The organism is Clostridioides sp. LIBA-6822 (assembly GCF_056688955.1).
Genome location: NZ_CP196995.1, coordinates 493,497 through 519,678, shown reverse-complemented (window position 1 = coordinate 519,678; position 26,182 = coordinate 493,497). Strand labels below are relative to the sequence as shown.

At 28.3% G+C, this 26,182-nt stretch carries 25 protein-coding genes and 1 pseudogene; 10 read left to right on the top strand and 16 right to left on the bottom strand.

Annotation, left to right across the window (positions count from 1 at the left end):
- The first annotated feature begins 2 nt into the window (after positions 1 to 2).
- Positions 3 to 2,462 (top strand): ABC transporter permease, encoded by a 2,460-nt coding sequence (locus tag ACTG48_RS02785; protein WP_479918062.1) that lies wholly within the window; start codon positions 3 to 5, stop codon positions 2,460 to 2,462.
- Between the two features lie 80 nt (positions 2,463 to 2,542).
- Here the strand turns inward: ACTG48_RS02785 and ACTG48_RS02780 are convergent, their stop codons facing one another.
- The 6 genes from ACTG48_RS02780 to ACTG48_RS02755 form a co-directional block, all read right to left on the bottom strand.
- Positions 2,543 to 3,865: a sensor histidine kinase gene (locus ACTG48_RS02780; RefSeq protein WP_479918061.1), complete on the bottom strand. Its 1,323-nt coding sequence runs from the start codon at positions 3,863 to 3,865 to the stop codon at positions 2,543 to 2,545.
- 120 nt (positions 3,866 to 3,985) lie between these two features.
- Positions 3,986 to 4,678: a response regulator transcription factor gene (locus ACTG48_RS02775; protein WP_021382947.1), complete on the bottom strand. Its 693-nt coding sequence runs from the start codon at positions 4,676 to 4,678 to the stop codon at positions 3,986 to 3,988.
- A 51-nt stretch (positions 4,679 to 4,729) separates the two neighbouring features.
- Positions 4,730 to 5,509, bottom strand: coding sequence for a lantibiotic immunity ABC transporter MutG family permease subunit (locus tag ACTG48_RS02770; RefSeq protein WP_479918060.1), 780 nt, complete (start codon positions 5,507 to 5,509; stop codon positions 4,730 to 4,732).
- Positions 5,506 to 6,276, bottom strand: a complete 771-nt coding sequence (locus ACTG48_RS02765; RefSeq protein ID WP_479918059.1) for a lantibiotic immunity ABC transporter MutE/EpiE family permease subunit — start codon at positions 6,274 to 6,276, stop codon at positions 5,506 to 5,508. The genes ACTG48_RS02770 and ACTG48_RS02765 overlap by 4 nt, the downstream gene beginning before the upstream one ends.
- Positions 6,269 to 6,991, bottom strand: coding sequence for a lantibiotic protection ABC transporter ATP-binding protein (locus ACTG48_RS02760; protein ID WP_479918058.1), 723 nt, complete (start codon positions 6,989 to 6,991; stop codon positions 6,269 to 6,271). The genes ACTG48_RS02765 and ACTG48_RS02760 overlap by 8 nt, the downstream gene beginning before the upstream one ends.
- A gap of 268 nt (positions 6,992 to 7,259) precedes the next feature.
- Positions 7,260 to 7,772, bottom strand: a complete 513-nt coding sequence (locus ACTG48_RS02755; RefSeq protein ID WP_479918057.1) for a hypothetical protein — start codon at positions 7,770 to 7,772, stop codon at positions 7,260 to 7,262.
- A 204-nt stretch (positions 7,773 to 7,976) separates the two neighbouring features.
- On the opposite strand from ACTG48_RS02755, the gene ACTG48_RS02750 reads away from it, so the two are divergent.
- Both ACTG48_RS02750 and ACTG48_RS02745 read left to right on the top strand, forming a co-directional pair.
- Positions 7,977 to 8,234 carry a hypothetical protein gene (locus ACTG48_RS02750; protein WP_021382953.1) on the top strand — a complete coding sequence of 86 codons (258 nt, stop codon included), beginning with the start codon at positions 7,977 to 7,979 and terminating at the stop codon, positions 8,232 to 8,234.
- A gap of 120 nt (positions 8,235 to 8,354) precedes the next feature.
- Positions 8,355 to 8,981: a uracil-DNA glycosylase family protein gene (locus tag ACTG48_RS02745; RefSeq protein ID WP_479918056.1), complete on the top strand. Its 627-nt coding sequence runs from the start codon at positions 8,355 to 8,357 to the stop codon at positions 8,979 to 8,981.
- A 229-nt stretch (positions 8,982 to 9,210) separates the two neighbouring features.
- Here the strand turns inward: ACTG48_RS02745 and ACTG48_RS02740 are convergent, their stop codons facing one another.
- The 3 genes from ACTG48_RS02740 to ACTG48_RS02730 all read right to left on the bottom strand — a co-directional run bounded on the left by ACTG48_RS02740 (position 9,211) and on the right by ACTG48_RS02730 (position 11,173).
- Positions 9,211 to 9,990, bottom strand: coding sequence for an EFR1 family ferrodoxin (locus ACTG48_RS02740; protein WP_479918055.1), 780 nt, complete (start codon positions 9,988 to 9,990; stop codon positions 9,211 to 9,213).
- A 68-nt stretch (positions 9,991 to 10,058) separates the two neighbouring features.
- Positions 10,059 to 10,520 carry a MarR family winged helix-turn-helix transcriptional regulator gene (locus tag ACTG48_RS02735; RefSeq protein ID WP_479918054.1) on the bottom strand — a complete coding sequence of 154 codons (462 nt, stop codon included), beginning with the start codon at positions 10,518 to 10,520 and terminating at the stop codon, positions 10,059 to 10,061.
- Positions 10,496 to 11,173 (bottom strand): flavodoxin family protein, encoded by a 678-nt coding sequence (locus tag ACTG48_RS02730; RefSeq protein ID WP_479918053.1) that lies wholly within the window; start codon positions 11,171 to 11,173, stop codon positions 10,496 to 10,498. The genes ACTG48_RS02735 and ACTG48_RS02730 overlap by 25 nt, the downstream gene beginning before the upstream one ends.
- Positions 11,174 to 11,410: 237 nt before the next feature.
- Here ACTG48_RS02730 and ACTG48_RS02725 point away from each other — a divergent pair, with 237 nt between their 5' ends.
- On the top strand, positions 11,411 to 11,797 hold the full coding sequence (locus tag ACTG48_RS02725) for a BlaI/MecI/CopY family transcriptional regulator (protein ID WP_021382959.1): 387 nt from the start codon (positions 11,411 to 11,413) through the stop codon (positions 11,795 to 11,797).
- A 2-nt stretch (positions 11,798 to 11,799) separates the two neighbouring features.
- A complete protein-coding gene (locus ACTG48_RS02720; protein WP_479918052.1) occupies positions 11,800 to 13,599 on the top strand; it encodes a BlaR1 family beta-lactam sensor/signal transducer in 1,800 nt (599 codons plus the stop codon).
- A gap of 304 nt (positions 13,600 to 13,903) precedes the next feature.
- Here ACTG48_RS02720 and ACTG48_RS02715 read toward each other — a convergent pair.
- A pseudogene (locus tag ACTG48_RS02715) lies at positions 13,904 to 15,303 on the bottom strand (IS3 family transposase).
- Positions 15,304 to 15,473: 170 nt separating this feature from the next.
- On the bottom strand, positions 15,474 to 17,552 hold the full coding sequence (locus ACTG48_RS02710) for a penicillin-binding transpeptidase domain-containing protein (protein ID WP_479918051.1): 2,079 nt from the start codon (positions 17,550 to 17,552) through the stop codon (positions 15,474 to 15,476).
- Between the two features lie 369 nt (positions 17,553 to 17,921).
- Between ACTG48_RS02710 and ACTG48_RS02705 the strand changes: the two genes are divergently transcribed.
- The gene (locus ACTG48_RS02705; RefSeq protein ID WP_479918050.1) at positions 17,922 to 18,500 is read left to right on the top strand and encodes a TetR/AcrR family transcriptional regulator; all 579 of its coding nucleotides are present in this window, start codon (positions 17,922 to 17,924) and stop codon (positions 18,498 to 18,500) included.
- On the top strand, positions 18,493 to 19,152 hold the full coding sequence (locus ACTG48_RS02700) for a CatA-like O-acetyltransferase (protein WP_479918049.1): 660 nt from the start codon (positions 18,493 to 18,495) through the stop codon (positions 19,150 to 19,152). The genes ACTG48_RS02705 and ACTG48_RS02700 overlap by 8 nt, the downstream gene beginning before the upstream one ends.
- Before the next feature lie 118 nt (positions 19,153 to 19,270).
- Here ACTG48_RS02700 and ACTG48_RS02695 read toward each other — a convergent pair whose 3' ends face one another.
- The 5 genes from ACTG48_RS02695 to ACTG48_RS02675 form a co-directional block, all read right to left on the bottom strand.
- Complete coding sequence (locus ACTG48_RS02695) at positions 19,271 to 20,320, bottom strand: ABC transporter permease (RefSeq protein ID WP_021382946.1); 1,050 nt, start codon at positions 20,318 to 20,320, stop codon at positions 19,271 to 19,273.
- Positions 20,320 to 21,060 (bottom strand): ABC transporter permease, encoded by a 741-nt coding sequence (locus ACTG48_RS02690; protein WP_021382986.1) that lies wholly within the window; start codon positions 21,058 to 21,060, stop codon positions 20,320 to 20,322. The genes ACTG48_RS02695 and ACTG48_RS02690 overlap by 1 nt, the downstream gene beginning before the upstream one ends.
- Positions 21,061 to 21,064: 4 nt before the next feature.
- A complete protein-coding gene (locus tag ACTG48_RS02685) occupies positions 21,065 to 21,823 on the bottom strand; it encodes an ABC transporter ATP-binding protein (RefSeq protein ID WP_479918048.1) in 759 nt (252 codons plus the stop codon).
- A 102-nt stretch (positions 21,824 to 21,925) separates the two neighbouring features.
- Positions 21,926 to 22,651, bottom strand: a complete 726-nt coding sequence (locus ACTG48_RS02680) for a PadR family transcriptional regulator (protein ID WP_021382939.1) — start codon at positions 22,649 to 22,651, stop codon at positions 21,926 to 21,928.
- 106 nt (positions 22,652 to 22,757) lie between these two features.
- Positions 22,758 to 23,363: an MBL fold metallo-hydrolase gene (locus ACTG48_RS02675; protein ID WP_479918047.1), complete on the bottom strand. Its 606-nt coding sequence runs from the start codon at positions 23,361 to 23,363 to the stop codon at positions 22,758 to 22,760.
- A 179-nt stretch (positions 23,364 to 23,542) separates the two neighbouring features.
- Between ACTG48_RS02675 and ACTG48_RS02670 the strand changes: the two genes are divergently transcribed.
- The 3 genes from ACTG48_RS02670 to ACTG48_RS02660 all read left to right on the top strand — a co-directional run bounded on the left by ACTG48_RS02670 (position 23,543) and on the right by ACTG48_RS02660 (position 26,141).
- Entirely contained in the window at positions 23,543 to 24,181 is a 639-nt protein-coding gene (locus ACTG48_RS02670) for a TetR/AcrR family transcriptional regulator (RefSeq protein ID WP_479918046.1), read from the top strand.
- A gap of 116 nt (positions 24,182 to 24,297) precedes the next feature.
- Entirely contained in the window at positions 24,298 to 24,960 is a 663-nt protein-coding gene (locus ACTG48_RS02665) for a response regulator transcription factor (RefSeq protein ID WP_479918045.1), read from the top strand.
- Positions 24,960 to 26,141, top strand: coding sequence for a sensor histidine kinase (locus ACTG48_RS02660; RefSeq protein WP_479918044.1), 1,182 nt, complete (start codon positions 24,960 to 24,962; stop codon positions 26,139 to 26,141). Before ACTG48_RS02665 ends, ACTG48_RS02660 begins: the two co-directional genes overlap by 1 nt.
- Positions 26,142 to 26,182 lie beyond the last annotated feature (41 nt).

Here is a 26,182-nt window from a genome sequence, read left to right as displayed (position 1 = left end):
TAATGAAGAGTTACCTTTCACTTTCAATAAAAGAATTAAAAAACCAAAAACTTATGACTACACTTATTATTATAGCAATAGTACTATCAACCATTATGACGACTGTGATTGGGCAGTCAATTGCTATACTTCAAAATTTAAGAATTGAACAAGCTCGTTCTTTTAATGGTGATAGACATGTATCCTTTCACCAACTTACTAAAAATCAAGTTGATAAAATAAAGAAGGATAATAGAATTTATCAAGCAGGTACTTCAGTAGCCCTTGGTACTAGTAAAATAAAAGATTCTGGCATCTCTGTACTTGTAAAAGAATATGATAAAAAGGGACTTTCCAATTACCCAAAGTTAATGAAATTAAAATCTGGAAATCTTCCTAAAAATGAGAATGAAATAGCTTTAGATGAAAATACACTGAAACTTATGGGCATAAAGCCAAAACTAGGTATGACAATACCTATGAATTTAGATATTTCACTTTTAAAGGACACTATACCAGCATATAATTACACGGCCAACTTTAAATTGAGTGGTATTTTAGAAGATGATTATACTGGATATGCAAGTGGTACAGTAAATGGTATTGTAGGTAAAGGTACATCAGAAAATTTTCTGCCTAAAAGATATACTTTATCCTCATTGGATTTTAAAATAAAACAACAAGACAAGTTCCAAGAAATAGTAAATCAATTAGCCAAAGATATAGGTCTTTCCCACAATTCAATTCAGTATAATTGGATTTATTTAAATGCACTTGGAATACAGTTTGAAAAAGATAATTCTGACAATGACGGTATCTCTATTATTATATTGGTATCTTTATTCATTGCTTTATTAGTTTTATTGGCTTCGGGACTTGTAATCTACAACATTTTAAAAATATCTGTTACAAAGAAAATTAAGGAATATGGAAGTCTAAGAGCAATAGGTGCTGAACCAAATCAACTATATAAGATTATTATTTTACAAATTTTAATCTTATGTGCTATTGCCATACCTATTGGAGCTATAGTTGGAATTATATCTTCTAAGGGCATAACTGGAATGGTAACTAATATCTTAAACCCAGATATACTTCTAGCAAATAATAGTAAAGAAATAACTGAGCTTATACATAAAAACTCAACTGCTTATCTATTCCCATTATTATTAAGTGCTAGTATGTCATTGATTTTTTCATTTATTTCTGCCCTACCATCAGCAATATATGCTTCACATGTCTCTCCAAAAATTGCTATGGCTGGTAGTACTACTAAAATCAAAAGAAAGATTAAAAGAGAAAAAACAATAAAAAACTTTGAAAGGCATCTCGCATGGCTAAACTTAAAAAGAAATAAAGGAAGAACTATAATAACTATACTCTCTTTATTTATGAGTATAACAGTATTCGTCGCACTGAGTGAGTTTTCCAATGTATTAGATGTATCTAAGTCAGTAAGCAATTTAAAAGAAGGAGATTTTTCCTTAACAAGCGAAGTATCTGGTTTTGATAAGTCCACTCTAGATAAAATAAAGAGCATAAAAAATATCGACCGTACTTCTTTTATAAAATACTCTGAATATAAACAGGGCGAAATAGATACAAATATCCATTTTGAAAATAGTGGTGAGATGTTAAAAATCATTGGAATTGATGAAAGGACCTTAAAAGACTCAATACCTTCTATTACAAATTCCACATTAGAAGATTTTAAAAATGGCTCTATTTGCTTTATAAAAAATCCAGTTGCTATTTCTACCCCAGGTGTAAAAATTAAATATACAAATCTAAAACCTAAAGATAATATTACAATCAATAAAAATCAACTAGAAATATATAGTACAATAGATAAAATGTTTTTTTTGCAAGGTAATGGTTGGTTAAATGGTGTTGATGTTATTGTATATGATTCTGTTTATGACACCTTGACAAATAAAGACAAGTTTAATCAAATAAATATTTATGCTAAAAATAAATCAGATTTAGAACAAATAAGATTATCTATAGAGCATATTTGTAAAAACAATCCAGGCTCTCATTGGATATCATACATCGAATCAGACAAGCAACTTAAAGAGAGTTTTGAACAAATAGAATTTCTAGCATGGGCAGTAATACTTTTTGTGGGTTTGATTGGTACTTTAAATATAATTAACACAACTAATACAAATATAAATACTAGAATTAATGAGATTGGAGTTAAAAGAGCTATTGGTATGAGTAATAGTAGTCTATATAAGATGTTTTTATGGGAAGGTGCTTACTATGGAATTTTTGCATCCATATTTGGCTCCATTGCTGGATATGCCAGTGCTGTTATCATAAACATGGCAACTATAGAAAAGCTTGATTTTACTAATATACCAATTCTTTCAATTTCACAAGTTACACTTGTTTCTATACTTGCATGTATAATAGCTACTCTTATTCCATTGAGAAAAGTTAAAAAGATGAATATAATTGATTGTATAGATATTAATTAAAATTTAAGAAAGAGGAGGCATAATAGTCCTCCTCTTTTGATTTAAAATATATAAGTTAAATTCATAAAACTTTTAAGTAATTAAGTGCCATGCCAAAATGTCACACATGCTCCACCTGATTTTGAATTTTCTATTTTGACAGAACCTCCAAGCTGTTCCACTAATTGCTTTACAATATAAAGCCCAAGACCAGAATGACCACCTTTAGTTTGCCTAGCTTCATCGCCTCTATAAAACTTATCAAGAGCCTTTTTCAAATCTTTAGGGCTAAACCCACTACCAGAATCGCAAATCTTATAATAGATACAATTTTTTTCAGACTCTACACTGATGTTAATACTACCACCTACTGGAGTGTATTGCAGACTATTGGATATAATATTATCAAAAATTCTAGTCAATCTATCCACATCTATTTGAATTGGAAACTGCATATTACCCTGCATTTTCAGGACAAGCTTTATTTCTTTTTGATGAGCCTGTAATTCATAGTCTTGTACCTTTTGTTTCAAAAAATCAGGTAAATTTACAGGGACAAGGTTTAATTGTATATTTGATTTTTCCAAATCAGATGTGTATTGCATTTTCTGAACAAGAGAAGCACTTTTTTCTGTATTTTCTCTTATAACTGTGAGATACCTGTGTAATTTTTCGTTACCATCTAAATTATTATCAATAAGTGCATCTGTATATCCCAAAATAACAGAAAGGGGAGATTTCAAGTCATGCGCTAGAGCTTCTACCATTTCAACACGTTCTTGTTCTATTTTCCACTGTACAGATAAAGATTTTTTTAGTTCATCTTTCATTTCAGAAAAAGCACTGCAAAGTTTTCCAAGTTCATTATCTGAATAATAGTCGATTTCAAAATCAAGGTCTTTTTCTCTTATCTTCTTGGAAGCATCAATTAATAAATGCACTGGTTTATTGATATTTTTTACAAAGCGTTTAGAAAACCATACAGTAAACCCAATAATATATAAAAATGGAGAGAATAAAGCTATTACAATAATTACACCTATAAATCTTCCCCTATTATTTGCAAATGTCACTTTTACTTGATAGGACAGAATAACAGCTCCTTCAACCTTTCCATTATCATCTTTAATAGGAATAGTATAGATGTAACCTCCTTTACGAGCAATTTTTTTGCTAAAATTGCTAAATAGTTCTTCTTTTGTCTTGAATGGTTTTCGTGGATTAGTACTATACAATACATTGCCATTATCATCCACAACTTGATATAAAAGCCCATCTCCATGAATAATACTTTTTAATTCTTTTTCATTCGATTGAGATAACCAGTCTATGTTTTTTTCATTAATGTATTTTTCAATTCCAGGAACTTGTCTCTCATAATAATTTGATTGATAAATATCCTTATCTGCTGAATATATAAACAAGTAAATAGCAAAGACATAAGTAATTATTGTGGAGACTATACTAGCTATTATAATGAAAATAAAGGTATGCCTGAACTGGGTCGTAAGTGATTGATTTTTCATTTAATAATTTCTCCTCCCTTACATTTTGTTCCACTTGTATCCAATTCCCCAAACTGTAGAAATATATTCTTTTTCTGGCATCACAGCGGCAAACTTAGCTCGTATTTTTTTGATTCGTTCAACAACAGTTGCAGAATCGCCCTCAGAATCACATCCCCATACTTTTTCATAGACCTGTTCTCTGGAAAAAACTTGTCCTGCATGAAGTGCTAGTAGTTCAACAATATCATACTCTATTTTTGTTAAGTCAATATCCTTGCCATCAATTTTAACTGTACGCTCTCTCATATATAGGCACAACTTTCCAAAATACAATGTAGACCGTTTATTTTCTTCATTGATATACTGTGACCGCTTTTCTCTACGCAGATTGGCTTCAATTCTTGCCATCAATTCACGCAATCCAAAGGGTTTTGTTACATAATCGTCTCCTCCAAAAGTCAATCCTTTGATTTTGTCAGTTTCCGATTGCTTTGCACTCAAAAATATAATCGGACACAAAACATCATCTCGAATTGCCTGGCATACCTCAAAACCATCCATTTTAGGCATCATAATATCCAGTATAATAAGGTCAGGCTCCATTTTTGATAACTCTATACCTTTTTGCCCATCAGAAGCTACCAATACTTCATGACCTTTTTCTTTCAATTCATCTTCAAGTAACATTACTAAGTCTATTTCATCATCAATAATCAATATTTTGCTCAATATAACACCTCCTTTATATTATGGGAAGTTAGTTATTAAAGCAATATCCATCTACTCGTAGCTTTTCCTTCCCTCCCATATTTTAAACCAAACAACTCCTCCTATCAAGAATATAATTAGACCTATTGCCACTGCTACAAAATGTATAGTAGCTGATTGTATCATTCCAGAATAAATCTCTTCAGTTGGAATAGTTCCATCTCCTTTAATAAAGTAAGTGCCTGGAAGCATACCCAATTTTACTGGCCATGTCCATGGAACAAATGGGCCAACTGTTGAACCAATACTTGTTAACCCAAGTATTGCAGCCATTAAAATTCCACCAACACTAATACCAATAGATGCACCCATTCCCCATGCAAAACTCACCCAAAGGTGAATAGCTAATATTGGAAGTGACCCGATTACCACAAGAGCGGCGGCGGCCATAAATAGCCCTACTGGTGCACCAGATGGCACTGCAATATTCATGCCTATGCAAAGTATCAATGTAGCAATAAATGTACATACAGCTAAACAAAAAAGGAGAAAAAGAAATTTTCCAAGATATAATCTAACACGAGAAATACCTATACATAAAAAACCATTAAAATTTCCAGCAAGTTCTTCCTCATACACTATAAATCCTGACAGAATACCTACTCCAATAGGAATAATGAATACAGTCCATACTGTGAAAAACCCTTCAAAAGCAAATGCTTGTGTACTTCCAGATTTGATTGCAAGATAGGCAACCACACATAATGAAAAAATAACAGGCATAAAAAGAGTAAGCCATCGGACAGCTGTTCTCTTTGCTCGAAGCCATTCTGATGATAATAGTTTTATCATTTGTCATCCCTCCTACTAAACCAAACTGCAGTAAGTGCTGTTAATACTAGAAACACAACCAAAGAAACAACAATACCAATAGAAATTACTGAATTATTCAAAAGAGGGTCTCCAGCTTGTAATATAGTACCATTAGGATGTATGTTAATGATTGGACACACCATTCTAACTGCCCAACTCCATGGTACTGCAATCCAAAATGGTTGTGTCGCAGCAAGGACACCCAATATCATTCCTAAAAATCCAACTCCCATGCTTAAGAACATACCTTTCCACGTAGCAATCAATAACTGAATTGGAAGTATAGCAAGAGAGACAACCCAACATACAATACTTGCCCCTATAATCTGTCCAAAAGGAATTGGTCCAGCTTTCAATATTAAACCAGTTATAATTGTTACAACTATTAAAATTAATGTTGAAATCAAACTGTAGACTGCCATAGCTATAACTTTATTAATCCAAAGTACCATAGGAGATACATTGTGTGTACGTAAAGCACGATAATTTCCAGCTTTTCTTTCCTGTGCAGCTACTAAAGTAGCAAACAATGCAAATCCAATAGTCAAGAACATAAATGACCACCAGTTAAAAACTAATGCTAAAAGATTTTGCCACTCCCAAGAATCTGATTGGGATAATGGATTTTGCATAAGTGTTCCTTGCATTATAAGTGCATATGCTGCAAAGAATACTGGAAAAAAAACAATCAGTTTCCCCATAAATGTTCTTTTATATTTTAAAAGTTCAGATTGTAGACTATTCATCTTTTTTTCCCTCCTCTATTTGTCCTCCTTTAAGAATAACATTTGAAAAGAATTCTTCTAGATTTTCATTAGGGTCAGGTTCTCCTTGAAATAGTAGTCGTCCTCCACTTATAATCCCAATATTATCTACAACTTGAGCAACTTCTGACAGAATATGACTAGAAAGAATCACAGTTATACCTTTTTTTGGAAAAGAAGCAATCAACTCACGAAGTTCTTGAATTCCAAAGGGGTCAAGCCCATTAGTTGGCTCATCCAGTATCAACAATTCTGGGTCACTCAAAAGCGCAATAGCAATTCCCAACCTTTGTTTCATACCCATAGAGAATTGTGAAGCTCTCTTTTTACCTGTATTTTTCAAGTTGACTATTTCTAGCACCTCATAAATTTTATCTTTAGGTAATCCCAAAAGTTTTGTATGTACTAGTAAATTTTCTTCTGCTGTAAGGTTTCCATACAAAGAAGGTGATTCTATTAAGGCTCCAATATTTGCAAGAGATTCTCGTTTCCAAGGTTTCCTATCAAAAATAATACGTCCATGTGTTGGGCGAAGAAGACCAACAAGCATTTTAAGTGTTGTCGATTTTCCTGCACCATTTGGTCCCAAAAGTCCATAGATACTATTTCTCTCAATTTGCAGAGAAACGTTGTTAACCGCCATTTGTTCTCCATATTTTTTTGATAAATTTTTTGTTTCAAGAATTAAATCTTTCATATATATTTCTCCTTTCTTGTAATGCGTTGATTTCTATTACTAAGAAAATACTAACATGAAAAAATAACAATTCTATAACAGCTAGAAATTTTAATGAAATATAAAATTAAAAATAGAGTTACCAATTTTATTTTGGCAACTCTATTCAAGTTTACGCTTCTTTATGCTTAATATTTATATTAGATTTAAATTTAGTTGTATTAGACTTAAGCTGATATTTCATAATTATACTAGCTTCAAATTTATTCTATAATCTTTAATTCATATACTAATCTATTAATTCATATTTCTTTAGACATCTAACATAGTTTGCTACTAAATAATAATTATTTATATCATATTTATCTAATCCTTTAAATGCAGTTATCTCATCATTAAGTTCATCACTACCCTCTACAAATACACATCCTGTTTCAAACTCCATCCCAACCATAATTGGACAACCACTATACACTTCCTCTTGTGTATCGTATAATTTTTTTGCATTCCCTTCATTTTGAATTATAAATGCAACATGTTTTAATTCTGCATTATTGGGGATTTTTTCTGATAAAGGTTTATTTAATTTAATATTATGGATAATTACATCCTTGAATTCTTCTGAAGTTTCTTCTTTTATTATATAGTTTTGTTTTAAAAATTCTATTACTTCTAAAATAGGCTTAGAATTTACTTTTAAGATATCTTTATATTTTTCATATACAGATTTCCACTGCTCAATTTTTTCTTGAGATACTTCTTGAGTATATGTGCTTACTTTTTCTTGTGATATTTTTTTCATTTAAATTTCTCCTTCAATATCTATATAATCTCATTTACACATTTTCTTTAAACTCTACATCTGAAACTTATTTATTTTATTACTAGTATAATACTCTGAAAAACTTTACAAATCAATTTAATTTTGCTACCTTTTATTTATAACAACTTATAGTCCTTTTCTCCTCTAATTTCGATAAATTACTTTTACAAGGAGGTTGTCTTTATGATTTTAAATAGAACTGAGCTTTTCCGAGGATATTCTTTAGATAGATTTAATGAGATATGCAGTATATTATCAGTAAACAAAATTAAATATAAGTATAAAGTGAAAAACAATAATTACTCTAAAAGACCTTTTTCCAGTAAAATGATTCTTGGAAATTTAGGACAAAAGGAAGATTTTTCTTACGAGTATTCAATTTATGTACATAAAGATGATTATGAACAAGCAGATGCTCTAATAAATTCTAAGTTTAGATAATTTATCAATCAAACATGACATTCTGTTGTCATGTTTGATATGTTATTATGATTTTAAAATTATATACTTTAAGACTATTTTTTATAGTACTTAAAGCTTGAAACCAAGGAGATTTATCATATGAAAATAAATATAAAATCAACTTTAAATGAATTTATTAAGCAGAATAATCTTTTCGATGAAAACAAAATAGTATCATATCTTCCCAATATAACAATAGACACAGACTCCATAAAAACTATAATGATTAATGAGGTTGTACCAAATAACCCCAATGACGATTTTTATAGTATAAATGAAGATGCAGATTACTTGAAAACTACTCTCCCTTTATTTAACAATGCAGGCATAGAAGTATCTAATATAAATGATATATTAGATATGGGTATCTATGTAACCAATGCAGTAAAACTTCCTAAATCAGAATATACAATAACTAGTGATACAATTAAATTGCATATGCCTATTTTAGAAAAAGAAATTCAATTATTTAATAATCTAAAAGTAGTAATGTTGATGGGAGATGTTGCAAAGAAATCTTTTAATATGATTACTAAAAAACATACAAAAAAGAATGCTATCCCTTCTATCTCAACATATAAACTTCGTAACAATGAACTTTATTATGATAAATTAAGAATATTTCCATCGTATATCATGACTGGTGGAAATATATTGATTGAAAAATCAAAGTTTGAAATGGCATCAGATGATATAAAGAAAATGGTTGAACTTATAAAAGGATAGATGCTAGGTTAAACAAATAATAAGTGCCTCAAAAATTTTTATTTATGAGGCACTTTTATTTTTATATTAATATCACTATATATTTATTTATTATTATTTTTAATCTCTAATATACTTAGTATCATTACATATTACTCTTTACAATATTTCCATAAGATTGCTATATGTTTCTCTCTATTGCTCTAAAATTTTATTTGATAAGATAATTATTAATACAAATAAAATATATCTATTTATCTAAAAATATATCCTTAACAGTAACATTTGGATGATGATACTTCTTTCTATCTGTTAAAAATGATTTTTTTATATTGATAGCCTCTTTTGGACACCAGTGAAAACAAGCTAGACATCTTTCACACTCATTACCCCACTTTGGCTTTTTATCTACTATACTTATATTATCTACAGGACAAACTCTTTTACATGTCCCACATCCATTACATTTGTTTTCTGCAAAAAATTTAGTAGTTGCAATTTGCATATTCTTTCCTACTAAACGAAGCATAAAACTATCTATATATGACTTCAAATTATTTTTCCCCTCTATACTTCCCTTCTCCAAGTTATTGATACATTTTGCGACCTCATATACTCTATCAGTTATATTTTTCAATCTTTCTTCTTCAACATCTAGAGGTGTTGTCAAAGCATTTCCAGGCATATCAATTATAAAACCAGCAGATAATTTTTTACCCTTTTTCTTAAGTAGTTTATCTATAGTAAACAAACTATGCCCAGCTACTCCATTACAAGTGGCTATAGCGTATATATGAGTATTATTATTGAAATTTAATTTCTCTACAAAAAATTTTACTATCTCAGGAGCATCAGCAAAGTAAACAGGAAAAACAATTATTAATATATCTTCATTTATCTCTATATTTTGCTTTTTTCTATGTATGGCTAAAGGTATTATTTCTTTACTTTCATTCAACATTTCTTTTAAAGTCTTTGAAACTACTAGAGAATTCCCTGTCCCAGAAAAATAATAAATCTTAGAACTCATTCTTATCCCTCTTTCTATCATTTTGTATCATTAATAGTTAAAAAGACTTCCCAAAATAGAGTTTGTATTTACTTGCCAATTCTATCTAAAATATCGGCAAACAAAGGTAACTCTTCATCAGAAATAGATTTAAATGTCTCTACTGCGTATATACTTGCAATTTCATTTAAAGGCTCTTCTAATTCTTTGCCTAAATCTGTTAAAAATATTTGAAATTTACGTCTATCTTTAATATCTACTTTACGGACAATCAATCCTTTATTTTTCATAACATCTAAGATTCTTGTCGTATTAGATTTATCCTTACATGATTTTTCACATAAATCTATCTGAGAAATTCCATCTTGTTCCCATAGAAATCTTAATAACGCATAATGGTCAGCTGTTATATCATATCCATTTTGTTTAAACATTTTTTTCAAATCATCTTTTACTTTCAATGAAGTTCTTACTAACTTATTTGTAACCTCATATAGTTTCTCAAAATCTTTCATTTTACCTCCATCTAAATAATCCCTTGTTCCTCCCATCTATCAATTATTCCTTTATACTGCTCAATATTTTTAAATGCCATTGGCTTTAAAAAAACATTCATAGCAATAAAGTTATAAATTTGAGAAAACACAGGTGGATTTTTCTTTTCCTCTATGCAATAAATAAATTTTTTAGATACCTTTTGTATCTTTAATTCTACATTTTCAGTTATAGGATTTTGATTAAATCCAGTTTTTATAGATAAATTACCACAAACGTAACCTCCAGAATCTAAGACCATTGATTTCATAAAAGAAATCGCTTTTGAACCTCGAGCATTTTCATATGTAGTAACTGCTATACATGGCTTATGGTACAATAACCTTTCCAACATCATATGTGCTCTATCTGTAAATACCTTGAAAAGCCCAGTTACACTGCTTCCATAAGTCGGGCTACCAAATATAACACCATCACTCTTAGTAATTATATCATGAATATACTCTACTTTATCACTTTGATTAATACATTTCCCCATTTTATAACAATTTAAACAACCAATACAGTATGATGGATTGACTTCACTTAAATCGAAATAATTAATTTTTACATTTGGTATTAATCTTTCTATATCTTTATATAAATAAGCCAAAACTTTTGATGTAGCTCCGTTTTTTCTAGGACTCCCATTTATAACTGTAATTATCATTTCTATACCTCCTTATTTTAGTTGTTATATCAACAATAAGTATATCAACTATATTTTTAGCTGTCAATATAAATTCTATTTAACTTAAATGTGTATTTATACAGCTTAATTAATAATTCTATTTAACTATGTGCACTTGCTTAAACAACTATAAATGAATTATCTTTATGAATTGACAAACCAAATTAATGATAATATACTTTATATATTACAAATGTAAGTATAAGGAGGTATATCATGAAAAAATTACCACAAATTTCAGAAGCAGAATATCAAGTGATGAAGATTATTTGGAAATATGCTCCTATTAGTACTAATGAAGTAATTGAAAAACTAGTAGAAATAAGTACATGGAGTCCTAAAACAATTCAGACAATGTTGTTAAGATTAGTTAAAAAAGGAGCTTTGACATATGAAAAAAATAGTAGAGTGTTCGTTTATACTCCACTTGTTGAGGAAGAAGAATATGTAGCTAAAGAAAGTCGTTCTTTTTTAAATCGTTTTTATAATGGTGCTCTTAATTCTATGGTACTAAACTTTTTAGAAAATGATAAACTCTCTGAAGATGATATTGAGGAATTGAGAGAGATTTTAAACAAAAGGGTGACTAAGGAGGATAAGTAAATATGTATGCTCCATTCTTTATCCGATTCTTATTTAGTACATTAACCCTATCATTGTTGATTATTGTAATTTTATTTACTAAAAAAATATTTAATAAGCACATTTCTGCAAAATACCAATATAATATTGGATTTATATTGCTTATAACATTAATAATTCCATTTATACCTCTTAAATATATTAATCTCGGAAATATGTTTAACTATCTACATGGTTTTACTCAATTTGAAAACAATACTGCTAATACTTCTACAATAAAAAATAGCTCAAGTAGTATTATTAATAACTCAAATGCATTAAAAGATTTTTCAGTATCTCTGAATCAATCTAATTTTAGTAGTTTAAATATTTTATTATTAATATTATGGATAGTTGGTATTTCAATAATGATAGTTATTGCTATTCATTGTAATTTTAAAATAAGAAATATAAAAAAATCTGCACAAATTTTAGAAGATGATGAGATAGTTTCAATATTTCAACAGTGTAAAAAAGATATTGGGATAAATAAGAATTTTATATTATGTAAATCCTACATCATAAATACACCCATTACATTTGGATACTTTAAACCACATATTATATTACCAGATGAGTCTATATCTAAATTATCTTCAAATGATATAAAATATATTTTACTTCATGAATTACAACATTCTAAAAACAGAGATATATTGGTAAATTATATAATGTGCTTCTTCCAAATATTGTACTGGTTTAATCCTCTTGTGTGGTGTGCACTTAAAGAAATGCGAGTAGACCGTGAAATTGCATGTGACATTTCAGTTTTGAAAAAACTTGATAAAGAAAATTATATAGAATATGGACAAACACTAATAAATTTTGTAGATACTATTTCAAGACCATATAATCTCACACTTACATCAAATATCAGTGGGTCAAAAAAACAGATAAAAAGAAGATTATTAAAGATAGCAAATTTTCATGCTGAATCAAAATTTTTAAAGTTTAAAAGCATTTTAATTTTTACATTGATTGCTTTAATTGTATTTGGAAACAGCCCTACACTATCCATTGTGGCAGATGTTAATGAAGAATATAAACCTATAAATAATCAAACTATATATGAAGACCTAAGTAACTACTTTGAAGGTTTTGATGGTAGTTTTGTTATGTATGATTTAAAATCCAATCAATATCATATTTACAATGAAGAAAAAAGTAAAAAAAGAGTTTCTCCAAATTCTACATATAAAATATATAGTGCTTTGTTGGGATTAGAAAATGGGATAATAACAAGAAATAATTCATATATTCCTTGGGACGGAAAACATCATTCTAACAGCTCATGGAATAAAGACCAAGACCTATTTTCTGCTATGGAAAACTCTGTAAATTGGTATTTTCAATATATAGATAAAAAAACAGGAATAAAAGATATACAAACTTATCTTAAACAAATTAAGTATGGTAATTACGATGTTTCAGGAGGCATATCACGCTTTTGGCTAGAATCCTCATTAAAAATCTCACCTATTGAACAGGTGAAATTACTTAAAGATTTTTATACAAATGAGTTTAAATTTAAAGACAAAGATATAAAAACTGTAAAAAATTCATTGCTAGTATCAAAAAAAGATGGAGTATCACTTTCTGGTAAAACAGGCACTGCTACTATAAATGGAAAAGATGTAAATGGTTGGTTTATAGGTTATGTAGAAAAAAATGAAAATACTTATTTCTTTGCTACAAATATTCAAAGTAAAGATTATTCTAATGGTAGTTCAGCAGCTAAAATAACACTATCTATATTAAATGACAAAAAAATCTATAACTCCTAATACCTTTACTATAAAGTCCAAAAACTTCACATAATTTTCATATGAATTATCTATTAAATTCACACACAAGAGTTATTATATAAACATAGAAGATAGTAAAACTAGCTTAAAAACATAATATAATACCCTATACAAAATAGTGGCAACTCTCCCTCACATCCTCAATTGTTGCCACTATTTTAATTTTTTGTATGAAATCAAATACATTTTCATCATTTCAACAATGAAAAAGAGGCTCTTCTGTACTGAGACCCAAAAGTTGGACTTTATACAGGAATGGAATTTTCATTCCTGTTTTTTTACTTTATGTAACTTTAGATACATATTCAAGTCTATATTTAACAGGGCTACGCCAATTTAATTTTTCTTTAATTCTTTTGTTGTTATAATAGTAAATATATTCTGTTATAGCTGTCTTTAATTCGTTGAAACTTTTATATGTTTTTCTATAATACATTTCTTGCTTCATTATTCCAAAGAAATTTTCCATAGGAGAATTATCAAGACATGTACCCTTACGAGACATACTTTGAAATATTCTATTTTTCTTAAGTGTTTTGCTATACTTATTCATTTGATATGCCCAACCTTGGTCTGAGTGAAAAGTTCTTCTATAAGGACAATCTTTTGTAATATTGATGGCTTCATTTAAAGCATCACTTATTGATTTAAAGTTAGGTCTATCTGAGATTCTGAATGATAAAACTTCTCCATTAAACATATCTAAAAATGGATCAAGATATGCTTTTTTTATAATTAAATTTCCATTTTTATCAGTAGTATATATTTTAAATTCTGATGTATCAGTTGTTATTTTCTGATGTGGAATTGATGTTTTAAATCTTCTATTTATTTTATTATTTACCTTTCCAATTGTACCTTTATAAGAATTATATTTACGTAATTTACGAGAAAAAGCTATGCATTTAAGTTCTAATTTTCTCATAATACGTCTAACTTTCTTTTGATTAATAACGATACCACTATTTTTTAATGTAGCTGTAATTCGGCGATAGCCATATCTGCCATTGTGATCTTCAAAAATAGACATGATTTTTTCTTCAATATCTTTATCTGGATTTTCAATATCAAATCTCTTCTGGTAATACATATATGTTGATTTAGGAAATTTAGTAGCTTCAAGAATAATGGAGAGTTTAAACTCCTTACGAAGATCATAAATTACTTTTGCTTCGTATTGTTTTTTAACCTTTCGGGAACATTCATCCCTGAAGCACGCAACTTTTTTAGAAATGCAAGCTCCGCTTTTAAAAGTTTATTTTCATATTCTAATTCTTGTTCTCTTGTTAATTTATTTTTTTCTTTAGTGTTTTTGTTTTTATTCATTGATGGTCTTCCTTTCATTTTAGACAAGGCATCGACACCACCATGTAAAAATTTTTGTTTCCATATTGCTATAAGTGTACTATTGTTCATTCCAAAGTGGTTAGCGACTTCTTGTGCACTGGATTTAGTTGTTATCATATAGTTTATAACATCTAGCTTGAACTGTATAGTATAGAAAGTATTTTTATTTTTTCTTTTTAGTCCATTCTCTCCTAATGTATTATATGTATTAACCCATCTTTCAACTTGAGAATGGTTAGCAACTCCATGTTGTTTTGCTATTGAAACATATCCTCCTTCTTTATTTAAATAGGATTTAACTACTTTTAATTTGAAATTAAAATCGTATTTAGCCATATAGAAACACCCCAATCGTTAGATTTTTAGTCCAACAATTGGGGTGCAGTACATTCTCTATTTTGAGACAGCCTCTTTATTTATTTTAAAATTTACCAACAAATTCGAAAATAATACATCTAAAATACTATCCCCCAAGCGAATTAGATTAATCTTCAAATTGAATAAAATTAATCTTCAAATATTGATTTAACAATAGGTATAACATAATGGCTTCCTCCACGATTCTTTACGTCTTCAACCATAGCAATTGCCATATACTGTTTATCACTGTTTTCATCTACAGTAAAAGCATTGAACCATCCAAGTTCTGTCCCTGTAACATCATCTTTAGATTCTTTAATTTCTGCTGTACCAGTTTTCCCAGCAATAGTAATTCCCTTAGTCACAGCACTATGACCTGTACCATTAGGACTTTCAACAACTTGAATCAAGTCATCACGAATAATTTTTACAGATTCCTTAGAAAACACACCTTTTTTCCAAAACTCAGCATGTGGATTCTCTTTAAATTCAAGGTAAGGCTTTATCATGTCTCCATCATTAACAAAAGTTGAGTATATTGATGCCATGTGTACTGGATTTACAAGAACCTTACCTTGCCCATATCCACTATCTGCTAATTGTATCTCAGTATCAAATTTATTGTCCGTACCAAACCTTGAAGAAGATAATCCAAATTCAAATGGCATGTTTTCCTCAAATCCAAGTTTTAACAACTCTTTTGATAATACATCTCCACCTATTTTTAATGCTGCTTTAGCAAAATAAATATTGTCAGAATAAATTAGCGCATTCTTCATATTTACAGTATTCCCATAATCTTTTAATGTGGTTACCTTATAACTCCCCCAACTAGAATCTTTTTGCCAACTAAGACCACTATGCCCAAAGTTTTCATTTGGATTAATCTTTCCTGTTGTTATACCAATACCAGCAGTAACTGGTTTAAAAGAAGACCCAGGACACAATCGTGCTTTAAATCTATTGTACATTGGCTTGTTTTCATTTTCATTGACTTCTTTCCATCTATCTCCTGACATCCCCAATATAAACTCATTTGGATTATACGATGGACTACTTACAAGTGATAAAATCTCTCCTGTTTTAGGATTCATAACTACTGCACAACCTTTATCATTTTTCATTTGCTCATATAGTTTACTTTGTAGTTTTGAATCTATAGTTAGCTTTACATCTTCTCCATCTATTTTAGGCTCAGTTACTAGAGTTTTTTTCTTATCTCCATATCTATCAGCTATGATAATCTCATATCCATCAATACCACGTATCCTATCTTCCAATAAACTCTCTAAACCAATCTTACCAATTATACTATTAGAATTATATCTCTTACCTTCTTTTTCCTTTAATATCTCTGCGTTTACATTTTGAACATATCCAGTTAAATGACCAGCTTTTTCACCCAATGGATACACTCTGACTTCTGTATTAGATATCTTAACTCCTGGAATACTAAGAAGTGAGTCTTGCAACTCTTTATCTTTTTCTTTTACAGTTCCATCCGCATTTTCTTCTATTTTTTCAATGGTTTTTATAGGTACCATTGAATTTTCTTTTACCCAAGATGCCTTTAATTTCTTTTGAATTTGTTCAACTGGTACATTTAGTAAAGCAGATAATTTTTTTAAGTCCTCTATATTATCACTCATTTTTTTAGGAACTAACCCTACCATAGATGCAAGACCTTGACCAGCAATCATTACACCATTTCTGTCTAAAATACTTCCTCTCTTAGCTTTAAGCTTTGATATTCTTACAGTATTATCTTCTTCAAGTTCTGGAAATATAACATCTGACTGCCATTTTATTCTATAATTTTTATGTCTATCTCTAGTTAGTAGTACTTCATTTGAAAATGAAATTTCTCCTGCTAAAGTATCCATCTTCGAATCATATTTTATTATTTTGTCATTACCTTTTTCTTTTTTAATATCATTAATCTTGACACTCATATTGTGTGAGTTAATTCCTTCATATATCTTTTTATTTCTTAAAATAAAATCTTCTTTTTTATTTTCTGACTTACTCTTTTCATCTAACAAATCATACATTTTTTCATATTTTTTTTCATTTGCAAAAGATATATATTGCTTAAATACTTCATCTGGTTTGCTTTTATTGAGTCCATTTAATATAAATTTTGCTGAAAAAGCAACAATAACTGTAAATAGACAAATTAGAAAACCAAAAACTATCATTCTTCTTGTTTTTTTATTTTTTCTCATACAAACCACCTTTACTATTTAATATATTACACATGTAAGCTTTAAATTTAAAATAATCTTATGAATATAACTGCTCTATGGTTTTATTATGTTTTAATTATCCCTCGAAATATGTAAGCAGTATATAATTAATAGTAACTTATATATTACACACGTAAGTTTTAAAAGTCAATAATATTATTAGTATTTAATTACTCTTTACATCAATTTAAAAGTAAATCAATCCTATTGCATTGTCCAGTCATTTTATAAATTAATATTACAGTATTATCCAGTCATTTTAAAGTAAATAAATTTGCATTGACAAAACGACACAAGTGTCTCATAATTAAAAGAGACACTCGTGTCGTTAAAAAGGAGGTACAAGATATGTCAACAAAAGGAGAACAAACCAAACAATTTATCATTGATACATCAATAATGTTATTTTCTGAGAAAGGATACAGCAATGTAACAATGAAAGATATTTGTGAAGCATGTAACTTAAGTCGTGGTGGACTATATAGACACTTTAATTCAACAAAAGAAATTTTTATCAGTATATTAAATACTCATAAAGACAATTCTCAAAGTTTATTAGATAAAAGTATCAAAGAAAATACATCAGCTAAGCATATATTAGAATATTTTTTACAACAACAAAAAAATGATATAAATAATAAATATTGTGGTTTAAATTTTGCAATACATGAATTTGCTTTTGTAGAAAAAGACCAACGTGATTATATGAATAAAAGATATAATTCAGCTATCACAATGCTTTCAAATTTAATCGATTATGGGCAATCTAAAGGTGAATTTAAAAGATGTGATTCTAAAAAAATTGCAATACACATAATGTTTTTATTTGATAGTATGAAAACATCTTCTCCTGTTTTGAAGCTTACAAATGAAGATATTGATAATCAAATAAATATTATAAAGGATATGGTGATTTTATATGAGTAAACAAGAATTCCATAAAATTGATTTACAAAACTGGGAACGATATACACATTTTTACTATTTCTCAAAAATGACAAATGTAGGATTTGATTTGACTATAGAAATAGATATTACCAATTTACTTAATGAAACGAAAAAAAGAAATATCAAATTTTATCCAGCATATTTATACATAATAACAACTTGCTTGAATCTATATAAAGAATTAAAAATTGCATATGATGAAAATGAACTTGGCTATTGGAGCACATTAATACCATTCTATGCAATTTTTCATGATGATAATAAGACTTTTTCATCAATATGGACAGAATATGATAAAGATTTTTCGATATTCTATGAAAATTATTTGGCAGACATTAAAGAGTACGGAAAAAATCATGGTTTTCTAGCAAAACCAAATCCACCAAAAAATTGCTATACAGTTTCTTGTATTCCGTGGATTAGTTTTAAGAGTTTTACTATACACAATCATGGTCTTGAAAATTATTTTTTCCCTACAATTGAAGCAGGTAAATACTATCAAAAAGATGAAAAAATACTTCTACCTCTTTCTATAACCGTACATCATGCATCTACTGATGGATACCATGTAAGTTGCTTTATTGATGATATCCAAAAAATGTGCTTTGATACTAAGTCATGGTTATACTAAGAATTTATATTCTATTATTTTAAATTAAATAAAAGGCTTAGATACAATACTAAAAGCCAATAACTTTTAAAAATTAAAGTTTATTGGCTTTTTTGTATTATACAAAGTTTTATATTAGTCAATTATTACGACTTGAATACTTACTTGTTTGAGTAAGTTTCATAGCTAATAAAATTAAAACTACTATCATGAATGTTAAAATGTAAATATAATTCATATTGAAAAAACTTCCTTTTCTCTCTTCTACATAAGTCACAAAACTGATAAACCATCGCATTGGACTTATAATACTAATTTTTTGTAACATTGTTGGCATTTTCTCAATTGGAATGAATGAACCACCAATAAGTGATAATATAAGTGATATACATGTAGAAAATAAATTTGCATACATCTCTTTATTGAATAAAGAAGATACAAATGTTCCAAAAGAAGTTGCTAAAGCTGATACCCACACCCCTATAAAAATTAGTTCTATGTAATCCATTCCAATATCAATATTAAGTAACTTAATTATGGATATTGAAACTATGTACTGAAAATATGTTATTGTAAAGTTGTATAACATATTCCCTAACACATATCCTTTTATATTTTGCGGAGAATAGAGTATTCTTGTAAATGTACCTGATTTTTTATCTTTAATAATCATAGATGCTGTTACAGTAGATGTTATCATTAAAAACAACACAATAAATGCAATTATTCTTTGTAAAGCTCCTAAAGAAATTTCTTGTAGTTTATTTATATCTATAGTCGTTGGTTCTTTTTTATATCTTTCTATTAAATACTTTAATGTATTATTTGTATCTTTATCTTTTATAGAGTATAATTTAAAATCATTTTTATTAAAATGTATAACAGCTGAATACTTTCCAGTTATAATATCAGTTTTAACTGTTTTAAGGTCTGCAGTCTCTACATTTATTCCTTGAGTATTTTTTAGAGCTATTATTGTGTTTTCATATATTCTTTTTTCAGATGCATTTAGAACTTGTTCATTTTTATAATCATTTAAAATACCAATGTTGAAAGATGGTTTACTTATGTAATTTGCCAATACCCCGAAAATTACTACAATTATAGGAAATAAAATTGTAACTAGAAAAACCAATCTTTTATTCATATTCCTTCTTAAATTATTCTTAAAAATATTTATTAAATTCACTATATAAAGACCTCCTTCTTAAAAAACTTAATTGTAAATATAGTCATCAATATACTTATGATTATAAATATACATGATATATTAAAAAGGAGATGTAAATTATTATCATAGATACAAGCAACTATAGCTCTATTAATCCATGTTAATGGTGATATATGGATTATTAATGAAATGACTGAATTTAGAGAGCTAACTGGAAAAAATACTCCTCCCAAAAAACCAAAAATCACTATTGGTATATTAATGATATTACGTAACATATCTAAATTTTTACAAACAAGTCCCAAAAACAAACCCATAGATGATACTACAATTGATTCACACATTAATAGAAAAATAACAGCTAAAAAATTTCCTCCAAAACTCATCTGAAATATACCTCTTAATAACACCAAGGTTAGCAAATTACATAGTGAAAGTACTATTGTGCAAGAGAAAAGTTTTGAAAGAACTAAATCTGCTATTGAAATAGGAGAAATCATATAACGATATGATGTGCTAGAAATTTTTTCATCTTGTGCTGCATAGGATACACTAATGATTCCCATAAGAACACAAAATGGTATTGTGACAATAGTATAATAGTTATATGAAGTAAAATCCTCACCATAAGATTTTGATGTCAAATAGCCTAATAACACTATAATTATTATTGGAAAAACAATATTGTAAAATAAAACAAAAAAATCTTTACTTCTTCGTTTCACTCCTAATTTGAATAATGGTAAAAAACATCTCATCTCTCTATCCCTCCAAGTCTCTTAAATCTGTACCTGTAAGATATAGAAAAATATCTTCTAATGTCTTACAACCAAATTTTAAATATTTATTTTTATATAAACTCTTATCTAAATCTTCTATAATCACCCCTTTATCTATTAAAACAATTCTATTACATAAAGTTTCAATCTCTTCCATATAGTGGCTAGTATATATAACTGTTGTGCCACTAGCATTAAGGTCTTTGATTGTTTGCATAATTTTGTTTCTTGATTGAGGGTCGATGCCTACTGTTGGTTCATCCATGATGAGAATTTTTGGGCTATGTGCAATTGCACAAGCTATATTTAGCCTACGCTTCATTCCTCCAGAGAATTTTGTTGGAAACTCCTTATATCTATCCCATAGTCCAACAAACTCCAAAGCTTCTTTAGTTCGACGTTTAAGTTCACTACCTCTAAATCCATATAATGAGCAGAAAAATTTAACATTATCATATGCACTTAAATCTTCATATATAGCTAATTCCTGTGGGACAACACCAAGTGAACGCTTAAAAGTATTTTGTTGATTATCAATATCTTTTCCTTTATAATATATATTTCCAGTGTCTGGAGATACAATTGTAGTAAACATATTTATAGATGTACTTTTACCTGCTCCATTTGGTCCAATAAAACCTAAAATATCTCCTTCCAATACCTTAAAACTTTCTCCTGATACAACTTCTTTATCGTTATACTTCTTACATAAATTTTCAATCTCTAACAATACATTACTCATTTATAAAATCCTCCTCAATATTTACCCAATATTATATATCCAACATTGTATATATTACTTTTTTAAAACACGAGTATTGTACTCGTGTTATTATAATGAAATTTACTGCTTATTTTGTAATTTTAATATTATTTTATCTATGTTTTCTATAGCTTTATCTGGATTATCAATTATTTCATCCCTAAGTCTCTGAACTTCGAGTAACTCATTTGTTGTTTCAGATGTAAATAAAAAATTTTCTTCTATATTTGAAAAGTCTATAGATTTAATTATGTTCTGTGTTTCACAACCTACAGATATATACTTATCAAGATTATTTAGTATTTCTTCATGCCATAGGATTTGATAATTTAGATTGTCTATTGTCATATCAAATGCAATTTTTTCTGTTGCAAGACTCTTGCTATCAATTTTTTTAATCTCTTTCCAATTTTCCCAATACCTCTTCTGCTCTATCAAATATTTTATATGCTTTTCAAGATTTTTTTGTAAAGTATCCTTAGGTAATATATCCAAAATATTATGTAACAGAAATTTATTTGAACCCGTTGGAACTATTGGCATCTGAAGTTCTTTTTGTATTTCTTCCTTTAATTCTAGTTTGCCACTTTGGGTAATCTCATAGATTTTACGAATTCTAGCACCAGTTTTTTCTTCTCTTAAAACTCTAACTGCTCCATCTTTTTCTAATTTTGTCAACGCATAATATATTGACCCAGACTGTATTTTAGTCCATCTATCTGCACCAGACACCTGTAGAAACTTTTGAATCTCATACCCATGTGTTGGTTTAATATTTAAATAATATAAAATTAAAGTTCGTATCATAAAATTCACCACCTATACTATATCTTGGATATTATATTATCACCAATGTTGGATATAGTCAATAGATAATATAGGATATAGTATATATGTTATAAATTGCTATTTTTTATTTAATACAAGGAGTCCCATGAGACATACATATCCATTTGTATTTTAAATTATCTAACTCTTTTATAGATTTCATCATCTTTTTAGAATCCCAATTCCAAAGATTAGGATAAGGAATTATACTGCCATTCTTATTTTTAACTAAATCCCCTGCGAATAATACGTCTTCAAAAATCATACATACATGTCCTGGAGTATGACCAGGAGTATGGATAATTTGTATATTTCCAACCTTCATATTTTCTCCATAAGGTTTAATATCCTTAATAATTCTTCTAGAAATTGTCTTTCCAATAAACTTTTTGAATCCAAGTCTATCCTTCTCTCCTGTAATAAAAGGTATATCTTCTATATGAGCCCACACTTCTGCTCTTGTATGTTCTTTTAATAACTTAATATTAGATATGTGGTCAACATCATGATGTGTTAGTAAAATGTGCTTAATATCTGTAAGTTGAATCCCAAGTCTTTTTAATTCTTTAATCATATTATTACCCATAAAAGGAAGTCCTGTGTCTATAAGAGTAATTTCTTCATCAAACACAATAAAACAATTTGAGCCACGAGTACTATCCAACATTAATACATTTTCTGTTATTTTCATAAATAAATTCCCCCTATTTAGTATTTTGCCTATATAATTAATTAGTGAAGTTATAAATATCTATAATCCCTGATATCAATTTTATTTTTATAAAAGTATACCATCAGTATATAAATATATTGCAGTTACATAAGTATACCATCGGTATACATTATTATCAATAGAAAGGAACAATTTATATGTCAGAATTATCAAGAAGAGATAAAGAAAAAATACAAAAAGAAAATGATATTATTGATAAGGCAGAAATATTATTTTGTCTTAATGGATTTGATAATACAACTATGAACGAATTGGCAAAAGAAGTCGAATACACTAAACGCACCATATATAAATATTTCTCATGTAAAGAGGATTTATTTTTTGCGGTTGTTTTAAGAGGATATAAGAGACTTTGGGATAGTATTGAAATAGAGAGTGCAAAGGGTAAAACAGGTTTTGAAAAAATAAAGTTTTCATACTTTGCATTTCATAAATTTTACTGTATGGAACCATCCCTTCTATCCCTTATGGGAATGATTGGTATTGTAAAATCTAAAAACTCAAATACAGAAATGCCATTTAGGAATAAGTTTTTTTCTTTTAATAAATTTATGTTTAATGAAATTCAAGAAATGTTTGAAGTTGGGAAAAATGATGGAAGTATTAGGTATGATATTGAAATACCTACTCTCATGTATTCATCAATATTTACACTTACAGGATTTTTTAATTTATTATCTGTAACAGGAAAATCATACCTAAACAATTTTAATATAGATGAGGATAAATTTATTGAAACAACACTTTTTCTTTTGATAGATTCACTTAAAGCTTAGACTTAAGTTTGTAAAATAAATTTTATATTACTTAAATGATATTTTTCCCTATTTCCAATATGATAAAATATTAAGTCTAAAGCTACTAATTTAAACTAAGAAAGGATTTAAAGTAAATGGCTAAAATACTACTTCTAGAAGATGATGATACAATTACATTTGGGATAAAAACGTCTCTTGAAAAGAAAAATCACACAATATGTTGTTATAGTACAATTGCTGAAGCTAAGAAAAACTTCGATAAAACTATTGATTTGGTTCTGCTTGATTTAAATTTACCTGATGGTGTTGGATATGAATTTTGTCAGTATATCAAAAGTATAGAAAATACTCCAGTGATATTTTTGACAGTCCGTGATGATGAAAAAGATATTATACATGGATTAGATATGGGAGCAGATGACTATGTGATTAAACCATTTTTGCTTTCAGTACTCCAATCTAGAATTAATGCAGTTCTTAGACGAACTCATTTTGAGACTAACAATACTATTACATGCGAAAATATAAAATTGAATAAAGTTGAAGTCAAAGTATATTTAGATAATGTTGAAGTGCTTTTGACTGCAGGAGAATATAAACTTCTTTTGAGCTTGATGGAAAATAAAAATAAAGCTATGACTCGCACAAAGTTATTAGAAATGCTATGGGATGTCGATGGCAACTTTGTCAATGACAATACTCTTACTGTCACAATAAAGCGTCTTAGGGAAAAATTAAAAAATCCACCTTGTATAAAAACATTGAGAGGCATAGGATATAGAATGGAGGACAGCTAGTGAAAACTCCAAAAAATATCAATAATACATTTGTTTTTATAATATTCTGCTTAGCTATAACTATTTTGTTAAGTGTAATTCTAACAACTGTAACTTCTTTTGATGAATATAAGATGATGTCTAAAGCTATTGGTGCATCATACGAGTTAAATCCTAAGTCTACAGAATATATACTAAAATCTCTAAAAGATTCTAGTAACAATGACTTTAAAATAGGAAATGAGATTTTATTAAAGTATGGATATTCTAAAAATACATTTTGGAGCAAAAACTTTTTTTACTTTTTAGGAGTCTCATTTATTATAATTTCAACAATAACTCTAGTAGTATATATAATTAAATGTAGGCAGAATAAACAAAAAACAAGTAGAATAAACAATCTTACTCGATATTTAGAAGAAGTAAATTCAGGAAAAGAATCTGTACTTGTACGATGTGAAGATGAATTTTCTCACCTTGAAGATGAGATATATAAAACAGTAGGAGAACTTCGTTGTTCAAAAGAATTTGCTTTGAAAGAAAGACAGTCTCTCTCTGATAATCTTGCGGATATTGCACATCAACTTAAGACCCCAATTACTTCTATGTCACTTATGGCACAATTACTTGCAGAAACTTGTCCAGATGAAGAACTAGATTATATTAATAGACTAACAAATCAAATTTCAAGACTTGAGAGATTAGTTTCATCTTTACTTATATTATCAAAATTGGATGCAAGTACTTTAATATTTGAAAGAAAACTTATAGATATATATTCTCTCCTTACTTATGCAGTTGAGCCTATAGAAGATTCTTTAAAAGAAAAACATCAAACACTTTCTATCGAAGGTTCCGATTCAGTAGAATTTGAAGTTGATATTAATTGGACGTTAGAAGCTCTTTTAAATATTTTTAAAAATTGTAGTGAACATATAGAAGATGGTGGACATATTATTGCTTATTACAGCAAAAACCCTTTATATGCTGAAATTATTATAGAGGATAATGGTAAGGGGTTTTCTCAGGAAGAACTCCCATATATCTTTAATAGATTTTATCGTGGTAAAAATGCTCATAAAGACAGTATTGGTATAGGACTTGCTTTATCAAGGTCTATTATAGAACGTCAAAATGGTACTCTACATGCAGAAAATTGTCATAATGGTGGTGCAAGATTCATAATTAAATTTTATACATAAAAAGCTGGATTATAGGTAAAATCCTATAATCCAGCCATATT